The organism is Ruegeria sp. HKCCD6647-2 (assembly GCF_057221075.1).
This window is the reverse complement of the sequence record NZ_JBWVBD010000002.1, coordinates 626,323-643,907: the sequence shown is the minus strand read 5'-3', so window position 1 is coordinate 643,907 and position 17,585 is coordinate 626,323. Positions and strand designations below refer to the sequence as shown.

The following is a 17,585-nucleotide window of genomic DNA, read 5'->3' as shown; positions in this document are numbered from 1 at the left end:
ACCTCGTATGCACCTGCCCCCCAATGTCGGAATACGAAGACGCCGCAGAATAAAACAACACAATCAATATACCCCGCCGGTAAAACGGCGGGGTTTTTCGCCAATCGGAAACTCGTGTTCTGATTTGAAACCCTTTCTGATGTCGTTTTTACCCAACAAAGCGTCTTTTCCGCTTGCTGCAGGTGCGAAGGACCCATACCTCTGTCCGTGGGACACCCCTCCCCAACGAGGGGCGTGTATCTGGAAGGGTAATACAGATGACTATCGAACAACCGGCAACGCGGCCGGACAATCCGCGTTTTTCTTCGGGCCCGTGCGCCAAACCCCCTACATTTGATCTGACCAAACTCGCCGATGCCGCATTGGGCCGTTCGCACCGTGCCGCTGTTGGCAAAGGCAAGCTGAAGGCCGCCATCGAAGGCACGCGTGAGGTGCTCGGCATTCCGGCGGATTACAAAATCGGCATCGTTCCGGCCTCGGACACCGGTGCAGTCGAGATGGCGCTGTGGTCGCTGCTGGGTGAACGCAAGGTCGAAATGCTGGCCTGGGAGAGCTTTGGGGCTGGTTGGGTGACCGATGTGGTCAAACAGCTGAAGATCGACGCCGAAGTAAAAATGGCCGATTACGGTCAGATCGCCGATCTGGCCTCGGTCGATTTCGCGAATGACGTGGTGTTTACGTGGAACGGCACGACCTCGGGCGTACGGGTGCCGAACGGCGACTGGATCGCGGATGACCGACAGGGCCTTACAATCTGTGACGCAACCTCGGCGGCCTTTGCGATGGACCTGCCTTGGGACAAGCTGGATGTGACCACCTTCAGCTGGCAGAAAGTGCTGGGTGGCGAAGCGGCCCACGGGATGCTCATCCTGTCGCCCCGCGCGGTGGAACGGCTGGAAAGCTACACTCCCGCATGGCCGCTGCCCAAGATTTTCCGCCTGACCAAGGGCGGCAAGTTGATCGAGGGCATTTTCACGGGTGCGACGATCAACACGCCGTCGATGCTGGCGGTCGAAGATTACCTGTTTGCGCTGGACTGGGCGCGTTCCGTGGGCGGCCTGAAAGGTCTGATCGCCCGAGCCGATGCGAATGCCAGTGCGGTGCACACGTTCTGTGATCAGAACGACTGGATCGCCAATCTGGCCGAGGATGCGACAACGCAATCCAACACTTCGGTCTGTCTGAAATTCACCGACGCGCGCATTCAGGACGGAGCGACGTTTGCCAAGGCTGTCGCCAAACGGCTGGAGGCCGAAAACATCGCGCTGGATATCGGCGCCTATCGTGACGCACCCGCGGGCCTGCGTATCTGGTGCGGCGGTACGGTCGAGACCTCGGACATCGAGGCGATGCTGCCCTGGCTGGCATGGGCCTTCGAGGCCGAGATTGCAGCGCAATCCGAAGCTGCCTGACCTTTTCCACCGGGCCGCCTGAGGCCCGGACCTTCCATAAAATTCAAGGACCAGAGAATATGGCCCCCAAAGTACTCGTATCTGACAAGCTCAGCGAAACCGCCGTGCAGATCTTCCGCGACCGTGGCATCGACGTGGATTTCATGCCCGATCTGGGCAAGGACAAGGAAAAGCTGGCCGAGGTGATCGGCCAATATGACGGCCTTGCCATCCGTTCTGCCACAAAAGTGACTCCGACCATTCTGGAGAAAGCCGAAAAACTCAAGGTCATCGGTCGCGCCGGAATCGGTACCGACAACATCGACAAGGAGGCGGCCTCGAAAAAAGGTGTGATCGTGATGAACACGCCGTTCGGCAATATGATCACCACTGCCGAACATGCGATTGCGATGATGTTTGCCGTGGCGCGGCAGATCCCCGAAGCGTCAACATCGACCCATTCCGGCAAATGGGAAAAGTCCAAGTTCATGGGGATCGAGCTGACCAACAAAACGTTGGGCGTGATCGGTGCAGGCAATATCGGCGGCATCGTCTGCGAACGGGCGCACGGCCTGAAGATGAAGGTCATCGCTTATGATCCTTATCTGAGCGAAGAGAAAGCCGACAAGATGGGTGTCGAAAAGGTCGAACTGGACGAACTGCTGTCCCGCGCCGATTTCATCACGCTGCACGTGCCTTTGACGGATCAGACCCGCAACATCCTCAGCCGGGAAAACCTTGCCAAAACCAAGAAGGGTGTCCGCATCATCAACTGCGCGCGCGGCGGTCTGGTGGACGAGGTCGCTCTGGCAGAAATGCTGCAATCAGGTCATGTTGCGGGCGCGGCCTTTGACGTGTTCAGCGAAGAACCGGCCAAAGAGAACCCATTGTTCAATCTACCCAACGTTGTTTGCACACCGCATTTGGGCGCGGCCACCACCGAAGCCCAGGAAAACGTGGCATTGCAGGTGGCAGAACAGATTTCAAACTATCTGCTGACCGGTGCAGTCGAAAACGCGTTGAACATGCCCAGCGTCACTGCGGAAGAGGCCAAGATCATGGGGCCATGGATCAAACTGGCCGGGCATCTGGGCAGCTTCATCGGCCAGATGACCGATGAACCGATCAAGGCGATCAACATCCTATATGACGGTGTGGCGGCTGAAATGAACCTGGCGGCACTGAACTGCGCCGTGATGGCGGGGATCATGAAAAAGTTCAACCCCGAGGTAAACATGGTTTCGGCGCCATTTGTTGCCAAAGAGCGCGGCATTCAGATCTCGACGACCAATCAGGACAAGTCGGGTGCCTTTGAGGGCTATATCAAGGTTACTGTCGTGACCGAAAAGCGCGAACGTTCTATCGGTGGCACCGTGTTCAGCGACGGCAAGCCACGGTTCATCCAGATCAAAGGAATAAATATCGATGCCGAGGTGGGGGCGCATATGCTCTATACCACCAACGAGGACGTGCCGGGTATCATCGGCACGCTGGGCCAGACCATGGGCGAAAGCAACGTGAACATCGCGAACTTTACTCTTGGCCGATCCGAAGCCGGCGGGGAAGCAATCGCGCTGCTTTATGTGGATGAACCGGTTCCGGCCGAAGCCCGCGCCAAATTGGCGGAAACGGGTCTGTTCACGCAGATCAAACCGCTGGAATTTGACGTGGCCTGATCACCCGCGTGTGGGGTTTCTGAGACATTTCGATGCCCGCGTCCCAAATGGCGCGGGTGTCGCCTTTCACGCGGCCGCGTTTTGCGCCAAAAGGTGGTCAAATCAACTCCCTGGGATATACCATGACGCACCCGATTTATGCCGTTGGCGACCTGCACGGGCAGGTCTCGGAACTCGAACGGGTTCTGTCGCTGATCGAGCGCGACGGGGGACCGGACGCGCGCGTCGTGTTCCTCGGCGATTATATAGACAGAGGCCCGGACAGTCGCGGTGTTCTGGACCTGCTCATCGCGGGGCGAGATGCCGGGCGGGATTGGATTTTCCTTTTGGGCAATCACGACCGGATGTTTGCGTGGTTTCTGGAGGACATTCCCCGGCACGATCCGCATCTGCTGGTGGGCTATCACTGGTTGCATGAGGCGCTGGGTGGCGTGGAAACCTTGCGCAGCTACGGTGTCGATTTCGAGGGGCAAATTCGACTGGAAGATCTGCATACGCAGGCAATGGCCGCGGTTCCGAGGGCGCACGTGAGCTTCCTGCGCGATCTCGTGCTCATGCATCAGACGGCTGACCTCGCCTTTGTGCACGCTGGAATCCGACCCGGAATACCCCTGAGCGAGCAGGCCGAAAGCGATCTTGTCTGGATACGCAAAAGCTTTCACAGCCATGCTGGTGTGCACCCGAAACTGATCGTTCATGGCCATACACCGGTCGATCGCGCCACCCACTATGGGAATCGTGTCAACCTTGACACCGGTGCGGGTTATGGACGTGCCGCCAGCGTTGCGGTTTTTGAAGGCCATTCGTGCTGGTTGCTGACAGACACCGGACGCGTGACGCTAAATCCTAGCCCTGCGTGAACATGTCCTTGTAGGTTTCACGCAAGGCGTTCTTCTGCACTTTGCCCATCGTGTTTCGGGGCAATTCGTCCAGAACGATCAGTTTGCGGGGGTGTTTGAACCGGGCCAGTTCCGTCTGAACCGACGCCAGTATAGCCTGCAGGTCCGGCGATTGACCCGGTTCTGGCACAAGAATGCCAAGTACGGTTTCGCCGAAATCCGGATGAGGAACGCCGATCACGGCGCTTTCCAGCACGCCGGGCTGTTCGTCCAGCATCAGTTCAATTTCTTTGGGATAGATGTTGTACCCACCCGAAATGATCAGATCCTTGCCGCGCCCGACGATGTGGACATAGCCGTCTTCATCCATGCGCCCCAGATCGCCAGTGATGAAGAACCCGTCCTCGCGCAGTTCGGCGGCCGTTTTCTCGGGCATCTGCCAGTAGCCTTTGAACACGTTCGGCCCGCGTACCTCGATCATGCCGATCTCGCCCTTTGGCAAGTCGTCACCCGTTTCCGGGTCGGTGATCTTCAGTTCAACGTCGGGCAGTGGAAACCCGACCGTGCCCGCCCGGCGCTCGCCGTCATAAGGGTTCGACGTGTTCATGTTGGTTTCCGTCATTCCGTACCGTTCCAGAATGCGATGCCCTGTGCGGGCCTCAAAGCGTTCGTGGGTTTCTGCCAGCAAGGGGGCCGAGCCTGAAATGAAAAGGCGCATATGCCCAGCCAGATTCCCGGTGAACCGATCATCACCGAGCAGCCTTGTGTAGAAAGTGGGCACGCCCATCATCGATGTTGCCTTCGGTATCAGACGCAGCACGTCATTCAGATCGAATTTCGGCAGAAAAACCATCGACCCGCCAGAGGCAAGGATGACATTTGTCGCCACAAACAGACCATGGGTGTGAAAGATCGGCAGCGCGTGCAGCAGCACATCTTGGCTTGAGAACCGCCATTCTTTCACAAGCGTTTCTGCGTTCGACAGCAGGTTCGCCTGTGTCAGCATGGCACCCTTGGACCGGCCTGTCGTGCCGGATGTGTAGAGAAAGGCGGCCAGATCATTCTCGGATCGTTTTACCGGCTCGAAAGCGGGTAGCATGCCGAGTGCACGGCGCATCAGGCTGCCGGACCCATCAGCGTTCAATGTCTCGAGCCGAGCGTTCTGATCCTGCGCAACGGGGGTCAGACCGTCTTCGTTCTCGGTATCGCATACAACCAGCCGGGCACCGCTGTTTTCGATGAAGTAGCTCAGTTCATATGTTGTGTAGGCGGTGTTGAGCGGGAGAAAGATCAACCCCGTCTGCGCACAAGCCGCGTAAAGCGCCAGCGCCTCGGGCGATTTTTCGACCTGCACCGCGACACGGTCGCCTGGCTCCAACTCGTACCCAGCAAGGGTATTCGCGATCCGGGCGGCCATGTCCAGAAAGTCTGCGTGGGTCAATGTCCGGCCATCCGGAAGATGAAGAAAGGGCGTCGATTTACCTGCGTGAATGCCGAACAGCCGATCAAAAAGCGGGTTGCCCATCCGGTTATCCTTTCCTTCATCCTTGGGTCGATCGGCGTGAATCTGTCTTGGAATGGCAGGAGGGTAAAGCCCCGTGAAAGCTCTCTGCGCGACAGAGCTTATATTTGTGTCGTCATACGGTATCCTGCGCCAAAATACAGTTTGGCGAAAGTGACGGGCTGGCCCTGCAACCAGGTAATGCGTTCGGCGGTAAAGACAGGTTCACCTTCGGGAACGTCCAGAAAACCGGCCACCGTCGCGTCTGCGCGGCTGGCCAGAAAAGTCAGTTCGACATTGGTAAAAGGCACCGTCTGCACCAGCCAGTCATTCGGACCGACCAATGAAAAGTCCGCCTGTGCGACCTCCGGCACGCTGTCGATCACGATCCAGCGGTCCTCGTACTGGAACGGCGTGTTGCCGGAATAGTGCATGCAACGGACGTGAAGCACCGACTGCCCTGCGCTCAGCGCCAGTCTGGCGCCGAGCCAGTCCGGCGCAGGCTGCGTCACGGTCGAGACCAGCGCGTAGCGATAAGTTCCGCCCAGCGCCTCGATTTCATCGCGCACCAGAGGGATGGTAAAGCGCGCCTGTCTTTGGGGCGCGCTCAATACCCGCGTTCCGGCCTTGCGGCGGCGTTCAAGATAGCCTTCATCGGCCAGTTCGCGCAGAGCCCGGTTGACCGTGGTTCGGGTGCAGGAAAACGTGACGGCCAGATCCTGTTCGTTGGGCAGCAGCATGTCAGGCGGCCATTCGCCCGAGCGGATGCGATGCAGCACCGTCTGCTTGATGTCCTTGTAACTTGTTGTGTCGCCGGGGTGTGTCATGCCGTTTCCCTCGGATCAGTCGCTGGCCAGCAGCTCGGCGACTGCAGCGCGATAGGCAGGCAGTATGCTGTCTCGTGCCACGTGGCGACCGTCTTGAACCATATGCCGACCGGCAGACCACAAGTTCGTCACCAGCCCGTCGGGGGCCGCAAAACACAGACCGTCCAGCAACTGATCATCGCGAAGGGTGCAGAGGGCCGGATGCGAGCGGTCGAAACTCACAAGATCGGCCAGCTTTCCAGGTGCAATTTCCCCGGCCTTTCGCCCAAGGGCCTGCGCGCCACCCATTGCTGCGCCAGTATACAGCGATTGCCCTACCGAGCCCTCACCCTTGACCAGAATCGTGCGCGCCATATCGCGCAGACGTTGGGAATATTCCAGCATGCGCAGCTCCTCGGGCAGGGAAATCCGCACATTCGAATCCGATCCGACACCAAAAGCACCACCGTTTTCGATGTAAGCGGCGCCGTTGAAGATTCCGTCGCCCAGATTGGCCTCAGTGATCGGACACAGCCCGGCAACAGCGCCGGATTGGGCCAGATCGCGGGTTTCGTCATCGGTCATATGGGTCGCGTGGATCAGGCACCAACGGTCGTCCACCTCCACATTGTTCAGCAACCAGGCAACGGGACGCTGGCCCAGCGCTGCTTTGACATCCGCAACTTCCTTGAGCTGTTCCGAAATGTGAATGTGCACCGGTCCGCGCGGAACAAGCCCAAGTACCTGCTGCAAATCCGCCGGTGTTGTTGCGCGCAGGGAATGCGGCGCAAGGCCCAGAACCGAGTCGTCATGCGGCAGTGTCGTTCGGCATTCTGCAATCAGATCCAGAAATCGTCCGACATCATTGCCAAACCGCATCTGTCCACCCGCAAGGGGCTGCCGGGAAACGCCGCCAAATGTATATAGAACCGGCAAATGTGTCAGGCCGATACCGGTCTGCCCGGCAGCGGCGAAAATGCGCTGACTGAGTTCCGACAACCGCGTGTATGGCACGCCGCCCGGTTGGTGGTGAACATAGTGAAACTCGCCGACCGCGGCGTATCCGGCCTCCTGCATTTCCATGTAGACCAGCGCTGCAATGGCCTGGACCTGGTCGGGAGTCATTCGGTCCAGAAACCGGTACATCAGGTTGCGCCATGTCCAGAAACTCTCACGCCCGGCGGCACGGACTTCGGTCATGCCAGCCATGGCCCGCTGAAACGCATGGCTGTGTAGGTTTCCCAGCGCGGGCAGCAGGATGTCGACCTGCACGTCGCCCGATTTCGCGGCGGCGTCGTGTTCGAGCCTGCTGATATGCCCCTGTCCGATCTCCACCCGGATATTCGTCGCCCAATCAGAACCGATCAGGGCGGATTTTGCGTGAATACTCATGGTGGACCTGTTTTGTGTAGACTTTAATTGATTACACGTATACGAAAAATTCATTGGCAGGGGGAGTCCAAAAGAATCGCCATGACAAAAAAAACTGTTTTTTGCTGCAACCGGCTGGCCACGATGGAGGGAGCAGAGCCTTATGGTCTGGTCGAAGATGCTGCGATTGCTGTCGACGGTGAAACGATTGTCTGGGTTGGTGCGCGATCGCGGCTACCTGCCGCATACGCAGATTGGCCTGTCGAGGATTTTGGCGACCGCCTCGTGACGCCGGCGCTGATCGATGCGCACACACATGTTGTCTTTGGCGGCAACCGGGCAAAAGAGTTCGAGATGCGGCTGAACGGCGCCACCTACGAGGAAGTTGCGCGCGCGGGCGGCGGTATTCTGTCCACGGTTAACGCAACGCGTGCCGCGACCGAGGATGAGCTGTTGGCCGGGTCCTTGCCGCGCGTCGATGCCTTGGTGTCCGAAGGTGCCGCTGTCATCGAAATCAAATCAGGCTACGGGCTGGATATCGAGACCGAGCTGCGAATGCTGCGTGCCGCGCGGCGCGTCGGGCAAGAACGCCCGGTCAGGGTCAGGACCAGTTTCCTGGGTGCGCATGCTGTGCCACCGGAATTCAAAGGGCAGGCGGATACTTACATCGATGAGGTTTGTATCCCGGCCTTGCGTGCAGCCCATGCCGAAGGTCTGGTAGATGCCGTGGACGGATTCTGCGAAGGCATCGCCTTTGACCCGTTCCAGATCGCCCGGGTGTTCGAAGTGGCACAAGAATTGGGTCTGCCGGTCAAGCTGCATGCCGAGCAGTTGTCCAATCTGGGCGGAGCCCGGCTTGCGGCCTCCTACGGGGCGCTGTCGGCGGATCATATCGAATATCTCGATGAGGACGGTGTATTGGCGATGTCCGAAGCCGGAACTGCGGCGGTTCTGTTGCCGGGGGCGTTCTACACGTTGCATGAGACTCAGCTGCCACCAATTGATCTGCTGCGCCGGCATTGTGTCCCGGTGGCGCTGGCAACGGACTGTAATCCGGGGTCATCACCGCTGACGTCATTGCTGCTGACGATGAACATGGGGTGCACCCTGTTCCGCATGACACCGGAAGAAGCGTTGGCGGGTGTTACCCGCAATGCAGCCCGCGCTCTGGGATTGACAGATGTCGGGGTGATCGCGCCCGGCTATCGGGCTGATCTGGCCGTATGGGATGTCGATCAACCTGCCGAGCTGTCCTATCGCATCGGGTTCAATCCGCTCTGTAAACGTATTTTCGGAGGCGTCGAATGAGTTCGGTTGTTCTCAGTCCGGGCAATGTATCGCTGGCGCAGTTGGCGGAAATCTATTGGCGCGAAACGCCAATCGCTCTGGATGAAACCTGCAAGCCCGGGGTTGAGGCCGCGGCGCAGCGAATTGCCAAAGCTGCAGCCGGGTCGCAGGCCGTGTACGGCGTCAACACCGGCTTCGGCAAGCTCGCCAGTCACAAGATCGCGCCCGAAGATACCTCGACCTTGCAGCGCAACCTGATCCTCAGCCATTGCTGCGGTGTGGGTGAGGCCGTGCCGCGCCGGTTGGTTCGGCTGATGATGTCCCTCAAGCTGCTGTCCTTCGGGCGTGGCGCATCCGGTGTGCGGTGGGCGTTGATCGAGCTTTTGCAGCAGATGCTGGCGCGCGGTGTAACGCCGGTGATACCGGCACAGGGCTCGGTCGGTGCGTCCGGGGACCTGGCCCCGCTGGCGCATATGACTGCCGTTGTAATCGGTGCCGGTGAGGCAGAAGTGAATGGGGAGATCCTGCCGGGTGCGGATGCCCTGAAGACCGTTGGCCTGACGCCAATCTCTCTGGGCCCCAAGGAGGGCTTGGCTTTCATCAACGGCACCCAGTTTTCGACGGCCTACGCCTTGGCCGGACTGTTCGAGGCATGGCGCGCGGCCCAGAACGCGTTGGTGGTTTCCGCCATGTCAACAGACGCCATCATGGGCTCGACCGCGCCGCTGCAACCCGAGATTCACGCGCTGCGGGGACATCGTGGCCAGATGGACGCGGCCAGCGCCATGCGGGCCGCCCTGGCCGGATCGGTGATCCGTGAAAGCCATCGCGAAGGGGATACGCGGGTTCAGGACCCTTATTGCATTCGCTGTCAGCCCCAGGTCACGGGCGCGGCGATGGATGTGATGCGGCAGGCGGCCGGCACATTAGCGACCGAAGCGAACGCAGCCACCGACAACCCGCTGGTCCTGTCCGACCCCGAGGCAATTGTGTCCGGCGGCAATTTCCATGCCGAACCCGTGGGCTTCGCCGCGGATATGATCGCGCTGGCGGTGTCGGAAATCGGCGCCATTGCCCAGCGGCGCATTGCGCTGATGGTCGACCCTGCGCTCAGTTTCGACCTGCCGCCATTCCTGACACCCAATCCGGGCCTGAACTCCGGCCTGATGATTGCCGAGGTCACCACCGCTGCTTTGATGAGCGAAAACAAGCATCTGGCAAACCCTTGCGTGACCGACAGCACGCCCACTTCGGCCAATCAGGAGGATCACGTGTCGATGGCCGCCCACGGTGCGCGGCGTCTGACGCGGATGGTGGACAACCTGAATTACATTCTTGGAATCGAATTGCTCTGTGCGGCGCAGGGTGTCGAATTCCGCGCACCGCTACCCACGAGCGATCCGTTGCTGCGCGCCATTGCATGTCTGCGGACCCATGTTCCCGCCCTCGGTGACGACCGGTATCTCGCGCCGGAGCTTGAGACCGCCCGCACGTTGATTGCTGGCGGCGATATTCTGGACGCCGCCGGTGTCGAGATGCCCGGATTGTTCTGATGCAGGTGTTCGATGTCCAACGTGGTGACGGACCCATTGTCTTGGGTCAACCTCATGGAGGTACATATGTTCCCGACCGGATTGCAAAGCGTCTGAACGAAAACGGGCGTGCCTTGGCAGATACGGACTGGCACATCAACCGGCTTTATGACGGCCTGGCCAATGCCACGGTCGTTCAATCGCATGTGCATCGCTATGTGATCGACGCCAACCGGGATCCGGCGGGCGTTTCGCTTTATCCCGGCCAGAACACGACGACGCTGGTACCGCTGACGGATTTCGACGGCAAACCGATCTGGACAGACGGGCAGGAACCTTCGGCGGATGAGATCGAAGCGCGTCGCGAAGAGTTTCACGCTCCCTACCATGCGGCTCTGACGCAGGAGCTGCATCGGGTACGAGACAAACACGGCGTCGCGATCCTGTTTGACTGTCATTCGATCCGTTCGAACATACCGTACCTATTCGATGGCGAATTGCCGGTGTTCAATACCGGCACCAATCTCGGCGCGACGTGCCATCCGCTGATCGAACAGGGTGTAAATGACGTGGCACGCGACGCCTGCGGCATGACATCCGTGCTCAACGGGCGCTTCAAGGGTGGTTGGACGACGCGACACTATGGCCGTCCGGCGAACGGCACCCATGCGATTCAGATGGAAATCGCCCAACGGGCGTATATGGATGAAACGCCGCCCTGGGCATGGCGGGAAGGCCGCGCCAACATCCTGCGCCCGTATCTCAAGACAATGCTGACCCGCCTGACAGAACTCGCCCTGTCTGGTGCGTTAACCGATCACAAGGAGCCCTGACATGAGCGATCCGCGCAAGAACACCCGCGATATCTTTCCGCCCACCGGGCCCGAGCTGAATGCCAAAAGCTGGGTGACCGAGGCACCGTTACGAATGCTGATGAACAACCTGCATCCGGACGTGGCAGAGAACCCGCATGAACTGGTCGTCTATGGCGGCATCGGACGTGCGGCACGCACGTGGAACGACTTTGACCGGATCGTTGCCGGACTGAAAGACCTGGAAGAAGACGAAACCCTGATCGTCCAGTCCGGCAAACCAGTGGCAATCATCCGCACCCATAAGGACGCCCCCCGCGTGCTGATCGCCAATTCGAACCTCGTACCGCATTGGGCGACCTGGGATCACTTCAACGAGCTCGATAAGAAGGGCCTGATGATGTACGGCCAGATGACGGCCGGTTCATGGATCTATATCGGCACGCAGGGCATCGTTCAGGGCACCTACGAAACATTTGCCGAGGCCGGGCGCCAGCATTATGGCGGTGACCTGTCGGGCAAGTGGATTCTGACCGGCGGTCTGGGCGGCATGGGTGGTGCACAGCCGCTGGCGGCGGTGTTTGCCGGGGCCTGCTGTCTGGCGGTCGAGTGTAACCCGGACAGCATCGATTTCCGCCTGCGCACCAAGTACCTCGACGAAAAGGCGGAAACGTTGGACGAAGCGCTTGAGATGATCGACCGCTGGACCAAGGCCGGCGAGGCGAAATCTGTTGGTCTTCTCGGCAATGCGGCGGAAATATTCCCCGAGATCTACGCCCGCATGCAGGCCGGCGGCATGCGCCCTGACATTGTCACCGACCAGACCAGCGCGCACGATCCGATCAACGGATATCTGCCCCTGGGCTGGTCGATGGCCGAGTGGCGCGACAAGCGCGAGAGCGATCCCAAAGCGGTCGAAAAGGCTGCGCGGGCCTCGATGAAGCAGCACGTGGCGGCAATGGTCGATTTCTGGAATGCAGGCGTTCCGACGCTGGATTACGGCAACAATATCCGACAGGTGGCGCAGGACGAGGGGCTTGAGAATGCCTTTGCCTTCCCCGGTTTTGTCCCGGCCTATATCCGCCCGTTGTTCTGCAAGGGCATCGGCCCGTTCCGCTGGTGCGCCTTGTCAGGTGACCCCGAGGATATCTACAAAACCGATGCCAAGATGAAGGAGTTGTTCCCCGAAAACGAGCACCTGCATCGCTGGCTCGACATGGCGCAGGAGCGCATCGCCTTTCAGGGCCTGCCCGCTCGTATCTGTTGGATTGGTCTCGGCGACCGCCACCGCGCAGGTCTGGCGTTCAATGAGATGGTCGCCAATGGCGAGCTGAAGGCGCCCGTCGTCATTGGGCGCGACCACCTGGACAGCGGCTCGGTCGCCAGCCCGAACCGCGAGACCGAGGCGATGCTGGACGGTTCCGACGCGGTGTCGGACTGGCCGCTGCTGAACGCGCTGATCAACACCGCCAGCGGCGCGACCTGGGTATCGCTGCATCATGGTGGCGGCGTCGGCATGGGGTTCAGCCAGCATGCCGGTGTCGTGATCTGCGCAGACGGGACCGGGGATGCGGCCCGGCGGCTGGAACGCGTGCTGTGGAACGACCCGGCGTCGGGTGTCTGGCGCCATGCCGACGCGGGGTACGATATCGCCAAGGAATGCGCCCGCGAACATGGTCTGCGCCTGCCCGGAATTCTGGGATAGACCAAAACTGTCTCTGGCGAAAATGCTGCACCTGCGATATGCGCAGGTGAGCACGCCGGAGGTCGAAAATGCACATTGCCACTCTGCTAACCAATCCGACAGCGCCGTCGCTGGAGCCGGCGCTGATCGAGTCGTTGCGCAATGCCTGGGGTGGCGGCGAAGTCGTCTGGCTGAGCCCGGACGAGGCGGCGGAATTCTCTCTGTCGGAGGTGCCCGGCAATCACTGGGACACCTGGGCAGAATTGCAGCAGATGGGCGTGGACCTGATCGTCCAGCCCGCCGAAGGGCGACGCAAGAAGATGCTGCTGGCGGATATGGACAGCACCATGATCCAGCAGGAGTGCATTGACGAACTGGCCGATGAGGCCGGTGTCGGCGACCGCGTCAAGGACATTACCGCGCGCGCCATGAATGGTGAGCTGGATTTCGAAGGCGCGCTGACCGAACGCGTCGGCCTGCTGAAAGGTCTGGATGAGGGCGTGATCGGCAAGGTGCTGAACGAACGGATCACACTAATGCCTGGCGGCAAGGCTTTGCTGGCCACGATGCGCGCAAACGGGGCCTATGCCGCGCTGGTTTCTGGCGGGTTCACCGCCTTTACGGCCCGCGTGGCCAATGAGCTTGGTTTTGATGAAAACCGGGCGAACACCTTGTTGGCCGATTGCGGCAAGCTGACTGGTGAGGTGCAAAGGCCGATTTTGGGGCGACAGGCCAAAATCGAAGCTTTGGAGCAGATTTCGACCCGCCTGGGGATTAACGAGTCTGATGTGATCGCAGTGGGCGACGGGGCAAACGATCTTGGCATGCTCGGCAGGGCCGGGACCGGTGTGGCGCTGCATGCCAAACCCTCGGTCGCAGCAAAATGTGACGTGCGGGTCAACCACGGTGACCTGACGGCTTTGCTCTATCTCCAAGGGTACAGCCGCTCGGAATTTATTGCGTCCTGAGGGGCTTCCCTTAATTTAACGCACGTGTTAAATAATGGCCATGAACACACTTCTGGCCGCCTTTTCTGCTTTGTCCGATTCCACTCGCTTCTCGATTGTCGAGCAGTTGATGGAAGGGGGTGAATTGCCCGCCGGCGAATTGATCGAAGGCAAGGGTATGTCCGGCGCCGCGATCTCGCGCCATTTGAAGGTGCTGCGCGAGGCGGGTCTGGTACGGCAGCGCGTGCATGGCACGCAGCGGATGTATTCGATCCAGCCTGACGGACTTCGCGCAATCGCGGAATGGACCATCTCGAAACGGCAGTTCTGGGAAGGCAGCCTCGACCGTTTGAGCGAAATGATTGAAAGGGAGAATTCATGGCCGACCTGAAACTGGAACGCGAGTTCCCCACCAGTCCCGAAAACCTGTTTGCCTGGGTCAGTGACGGAGCAAAGCTACTGCAATGGTGGGGGCCGGAAGGATTGCATGTGCCCGAGCACGATCTGGATTTCTCGCGCCTTGGGCCGTGGTATTCGGTGATGGAAAACGGAGAGGGTCAGCAATTCAAGGTCTCGGGCCATGTCACTCATGTCGATCCGCCCAAATCGGTCGGGTTCACCTGGGCCTGGCATGACGATCAGGACAAGCGCGGCCCGGAAAGCCATGTCACCTTTTCGGTGACTGCAACCGAGACCGGCGCGCGCCTGGTGCTGGATCACCGCGAACTGGCTGATGCAGAGGCCGCGGCGAACCATGAGCAGGGCTGGACTTCGTCCCTGCGCAAACTCGAAGCGAAGTGCAAATAGATTTCAACAGGGAGGAGCGATATGCCCCAATATTTGTTTGTCTATCATGGCGGAACAACACCGACCGACCCCGCCGAAATTGAAGCAACCATGGCTGCCTGGGGTGCATGGTTTCAAAATATGGGTGATGCACTTGAAATCCCCGGCAACCCGGTGGGTCAGTCCTACACTGTCAGCAATGAGGGTGTCGCCGACAATGGCGGTACTAATCCGGCCTCGGGCTTTACTGTGATCAAGGCCGACAGCATCGACGCTGCGACGGAAATGGCCAAAGGCTGCCCGATGGTTGTCAACGGGTCAGGCTCGGTCGAGGTGGCCGAAGTTCACGAAATCGAGATGTGATCGCCTTAGCCGGGAAACCCCGGCGCCGGTCTGATCACGCCGCATTCCAGCCCGCGGCGGCTGTATTGTGTGGCGTTCATGAATTTGCGGGTGGCCGGATGTTCGGCCTCCAGCACTCCAAGGCTTACCAGAAGGGATGCAACCGCGCACTCGCTGGCGCGGGTGGTGCCGTCCGCGATCTTCAATGCGATGCCCATCCGTTTTTCCGGGATGATGGCGACGAACACGGCCTCGGCGCCAGTCTTGATCGCAGCACGGCCGTTCATGGCCTGCATCAATTCGGTACAGGCCCGGTTCTCTCCGGCAACCAGCTCGGGGTGTTTGATCATGGCTGAGGTCAATTGTTGCGCCGCGTCGCTGGCGCGATCAGATCGGTCAGCGGCCGAGGCAAACCACGCCATCGACCGCGCCAACCCCACCAAAGACGTCGCGAAATTGGGGGCTGAACAACCGTCGATGCCATAAGCTGGGCTTGTCTCACCGGTGGTTTCTTCCACAGCCGAGAGGCAGGCTTGCTGAACGGGGTGGTCGATCTCAAGATATTCCGGTCCGGCGCCCATATGCTGCGCCACGGTCAGAAATCCGCAGTGTTTGCCAGAGCAGTTGTTGTGAATCTGGCAGGGCGTGTCGTCGGCCAGGATCAACCCGTCGCGTGCTGCCATGTCGGAGGGTTCTTGCGGACCACAGCGCAGATCGGGTTCCGCCAGTCCCAGATGATCAAGCCAGACCGAGACACGTTGCGTGTGGATCGCCGCCCCGGAATGGGACGCACAGGCCAGCGCCAGATGTTCGGAATGCAAACCGTATTTCGCCGCCGCGCCCGAAGTGATCAGCGGCAGCGCCTGGATCATCTTGGCCGACGAGCGGGGATAGATCACCGCATCGGGATTGCCCCAGCTGCGCACGATCTGGCCGGTGTCGTCACAGATCACCGCGTGCCCCAGATGCAGGCTTTCCAACAATGGGCCGCGCCATAGTTCTGTCATTGGTACCGGCTGCGTCATCTGGACCCTCCGCGTTATGCGCAAAATTCTGCCAATCGCCCTTTCGCCTGTGGCGAAACCTGCGTTAGTGTGTGTATGTCGGCAATCATCGGGATGCGCAATATTGATAGACGGACCAGGCAGGGTTCGCAGCCGTCACCGGTGGGTATGAGGTATAGGTCGAGCTAGGAGGCTGGACAATGGGATCAAAACTCGTCCGTGTGATCGCGGGCCTGTGCATGGCAGGGATGGCCACAACTGCAATCGCTCAGCAGGCGACAAGTACCAACAGGGTCGCGGCCAAGACCGATTGGAGCGTTTTTGTAGAAGATGATCCCACGGAATGCTGGAGCGTGTCCGCGCCCAAGGAAACTGTCAATACACGCGGTGGTCGCGTTGTATCGGTGCGCCGCAGCGATATTCTGTTGTTCGTATTTTATCGCCCCAACGCCGAGGTGAAAGGTCAGGTGACATTCACCGGCGGTTACCCGTTTGCCGCTGGCTCGACGGTAAATCTTGTTGTCGACGGCAGCGAGTTCGAGTTGTTTACCGACGGTGAATGGGCCTGGCCGGCGACAGCTGCGGATGACGCCAAAATCGTCACGGCGATGAAACGCGGAACCGAGGCGGTGCTGACCGCGCGGTCAGAACGTGGCACGCAGACCAAGGACACGTTTTCGCTACTGGGCTTTACAGCTGCCATTGAAGACGCCGAAAAACGCTGCACCAACTAACCGGTGCAAACCCTTGTCGCAGCCCCGTCGCTTTGGCGGGGCTTTGTGCTTCCAACCCATCGAAATTATTGCTCCTTTACGTGACGTCTGCTCTCGCAATTGATCCGTATCAAGGCGCGGCTCCACTGTTTCTGAACTAATCGGTTCAGGTATTAGAGGAGCCAGCAAGATGATGAAAAAGACCCTTGCCGCGATGTTGATGATTTCTGCGGTTTTGGTAAGCGCGTGTGAAAAAGACAGCGATACATATCCGGTCACTGGCGAGCAGTGTGGGCCGGTAGATCCGGTCAAGACACTGGATGCAGCGGATTGTTATGTCCCCCCAGCAGTTAACTAAGCCTGTCCCATGGGCCGCGGTGAATCTGCCGCGGCCGAGCTCGTTGTTCACTCCGGTCTTTTCCGTGTGTTAGGGTGGCCTGAAATAAATTCGGCCTTTCGGAGGACCGGTTCATGCGATGGGCTTTTATTGCCTTGTTCTTTCCGTTTGCCGCCATGGCTGACCCGACGCTGGAATGCTATGAGGCCGGTTCGCAAGTGGAAATCGGATCCTGCGTTGGAAATATGGAAGAGCGTGTAAATATTGCGGTGGCTGAGAGTTACTCTTTCGCTGTTGCTGCCGCCAAAGAGCTGGACGAAGTGACCGGTCGGCCCGAGGCTGTTCCGGCGCTGGAAGCTGCACAAAACGCCTGGGAGGATTACCGTGACGCGCAATGCGACGCGGTAGGGGCCTCCTACGGTGGTGGTTCGGGCACAGGTATCGCAATTACATCCTGCAGGGTTGATCTGGGCCGTGCGCGCGTCGACGAATTACTGCGCTTTGCGAATTAGCCTGCACGATTTCTTTTGATCTTTGCGCGCGTTCCTATATAGAGG

At 59.6% G+C, this 17,585-nt stretch carries 18 protein-coding genes; 14 read left to right on the top strand and 4 right to left on the bottom strand.

The features are described from left to right. The first annotated feature begins 257 nt into the window (after positions 1-257). The 3 genes from AC2TDJ_RS09195 (at position 258) to AC2TDJ_RS09185 (ending at position 3,927) form a co-directional block, all read left to right on the top strand. Positions 258-1,412, top strand: a complete 1,155-nt coding sequence (locus AC2TDJ_RS09195; protein WP_480841415.1) for a phosphoserine transaminase — start codon at positions 258-260, stop codon at positions 1,410-1,412. Between the two features lie 59 nt (positions 1,413-1,471). Beyond that, positions 1,472-3,067, top strand: a complete 1,596-nt coding sequence (gene serA, locus AC2TDJ_RS09190) for a phosphoglycerate dehydrogenase (protein WP_480841413.1) — start codon at positions 1,472-1,474, stop codon at positions 3,065-3,067. Between the two features lie 122 nt (positions 3,068-3,189). Continuing rightward, a complete protein-coding gene (locus tag AC2TDJ_RS09185) occupies positions 3,190-3,927 on the top strand; it encodes a metallophosphoesterase family protein (protein WP_480841412.1) in 738 nt (245 codons plus the stop codon). On the opposite strand, the gene AC2TDJ_RS09180 is transcribed toward AC2TDJ_RS09185, so the two are convergent. The 3 genes from AC2TDJ_RS09180 to AC2TDJ_RS09170 all read right to left on the bottom strand — a co-directional run bounded on the left by AC2TDJ_RS09180 (position 3,914) and on the right by AC2TDJ_RS09170 (position 7,605). Continuing rightward, complete coding sequence (locus AC2TDJ_RS09180; protein ID WP_480841410.1) at positions 3,914-5,431, bottom strand: malonate--CoA ligase; 1,518 nt, start codon at positions 5,429-5,431, stop codon at positions 3,914-3,916. The genes AC2TDJ_RS09185 and AC2TDJ_RS09180 overlap by 14 nt on opposite strands. 98 nt (positions 5,432-5,529) lie before the next feature. Continuing rightward, the gene (locus AC2TDJ_RS09175) at positions 5,530-6,234 is read right to left on the bottom strand and encodes a histidine utilization transcriptional repressor HutC (RefSeq protein WP_480841408.1); all 705 of its coding nucleotides are present in this window, start codon (positions 6,232-6,234) and stop codon (positions 5,530-5,532) included. 15 nt (positions 6,235-6,249) lie between these two features. Continuing rightward, a complete protein-coding gene (locus AC2TDJ_RS09170; RefSeq protein WP_480841406.1) occupies positions 6,250-7,605 on the bottom strand; it encodes a formimidoylglutamate deiminase in 1,356 nt (451 codons plus the stop codon). Between the two features lie 81 nt (positions 7,606-7,686). On the opposite strand from AC2TDJ_RS09170, the gene hutI reads away from it, so the two are divergent. The 8 genes from hutI to AC2TDJ_RS09130 all read left to right on the top strand — a co-directional run bounded on the left by hutI (position 7,687) and on the right by AC2TDJ_RS09130 (position 14,995). Beyond that, positions 7,687-8,892 (top strand): imidazolonepropionase, encoded by a 1,206-nt coding sequence (hutI, locus tag AC2TDJ_RS09165; protein WP_480841404.1) that lies wholly within the window; start codon positions 7,687-7,689, stop codon positions 8,890-8,892. Further along, on the top strand, positions 8,889-10,424 hold the full coding sequence (gene hutH / locus AC2TDJ_RS09160; RefSeq protein ID WP_480841402.1) for a histidine ammonia-lyase: 1,536 nt from the start codon (positions 8,889-8,891) through the stop codon (positions 10,422-10,424). The genes hutI and hutH overlap by 4 nt, the downstream gene beginning before the upstream one ends. After that, positions 10,424-11,236 carry an N-formylglutamate deformylase gene (gene hutG / locus AC2TDJ_RS09155; protein ID WP_480841400.1) on the top strand — a complete coding sequence of 271 codons (813 nt, stop codon included), beginning with the start codon at positions 10,424-10,426 and terminating at the stop codon, positions 11,234-11,236. The genes hutH and hutG overlap by 1 nt, the downstream gene beginning before the upstream one ends. A 1-nt stretch (position 11,237) precedes the next feature. Further along, on the top strand, positions 11,238-12,920 hold the full coding sequence (gene hutU, locus AC2TDJ_RS09150) for a urocanate hydratase (RefSeq protein WP_480841398.1): 1,683 nt from the start codon (positions 11,238-11,240) through the stop codon (positions 12,918-12,920). A gap of 68 nt (positions 12,921-12,988) precedes the next feature. Further along, positions 12,989-13,867, top strand: a complete 879-nt coding sequence (serB, locus tag AC2TDJ_RS09145; protein WP_480841396.1) for a phosphoserine phosphatase SerB — start codon at positions 12,989-12,991, stop codon at positions 13,865-13,867. Positions 13,868-13,907: 40 nt separating this feature from the next. After that, positions 13,908-14,237, top strand: coding sequence for an ArsR/SmtB family transcription factor (locus AC2TDJ_RS09140; protein WP_480841394.1), 330 nt, complete (start codon positions 13,908-13,910; stop codon positions 14,235-14,237). Next, a complete protein-coding gene (locus tag AC2TDJ_RS09135; protein ID WP_480841393.1) occupies positions 14,225-14,653 on the top strand; it encodes an SRPBCC family protein in 429 nt (142 codons plus the stop codon). Before AC2TDJ_RS09140 ends, AC2TDJ_RS09135 begins: the two co-directional genes overlap by 13 nt. 21 nt (positions 14,654-14,674) lie before the next feature. Further along, a complete protein-coding gene (locus tag AC2TDJ_RS09130) occupies positions 14,675-14,995 on the top strand; it encodes a YciI family protein (protein WP_480841391.1) in 321 nt (106 codons plus the stop codon). Between the two features lie 5 nt (positions 14,996-15,000). On the opposite strand, the gene AC2TDJ_RS09125 is transcribed toward AC2TDJ_RS09130, so the two are convergent. Beyond that, complete coding sequence (locus tag AC2TDJ_RS09125; protein ID WP_480841389.1) at positions 15,001-15,999, bottom strand: asparaginase; 999 nt, start codon at positions 15,997-15,999, stop codon at positions 15,001-15,003. A gap of 179 nt (positions 16,000-16,178) precedes the next feature. Between AC2TDJ_RS09125 and AC2TDJ_RS09120 the strand changes: the two genes are divergently transcribed. From AC2TDJ_RS09120 to AC2TDJ_RS09110, 3 genes are all read left to right on the top strand, one after another. Then, on the top strand, positions 16,179-16,712 hold the full coding sequence (locus AC2TDJ_RS09120; RefSeq protein WP_480841387.1) for an invasion associated locus B family protein: 534 nt from the start codon (positions 16,179-16,181) through the stop codon (positions 16,710-16,712). Positions 16,713-16,881: 169 nt separating this feature from the next. Beyond that, the gene (locus tag AC2TDJ_RS09115) at positions 16,882-17,049 is read left to right on the top strand and encodes a hypothetical protein (protein WP_480841385.1); all 168 of its coding nucleotides are present in this window, start codon (positions 16,882-16,884) and stop codon (positions 17,047-17,049) included. 113 nt (positions 17,050-17,162) lie between these two features. Continuing rightward, positions 17,163-17,540, top strand: a complete 378-nt coding sequence (locus AC2TDJ_RS09110; RefSeq protein WP_480841383.1) for a lysozyme inhibitor LprI family protein — start codon at positions 17,163-17,165, stop codon at positions 17,538-17,540. The last annotated feature ends 45 nt before the right edge of the window (positions 17,541-17,585 follow it).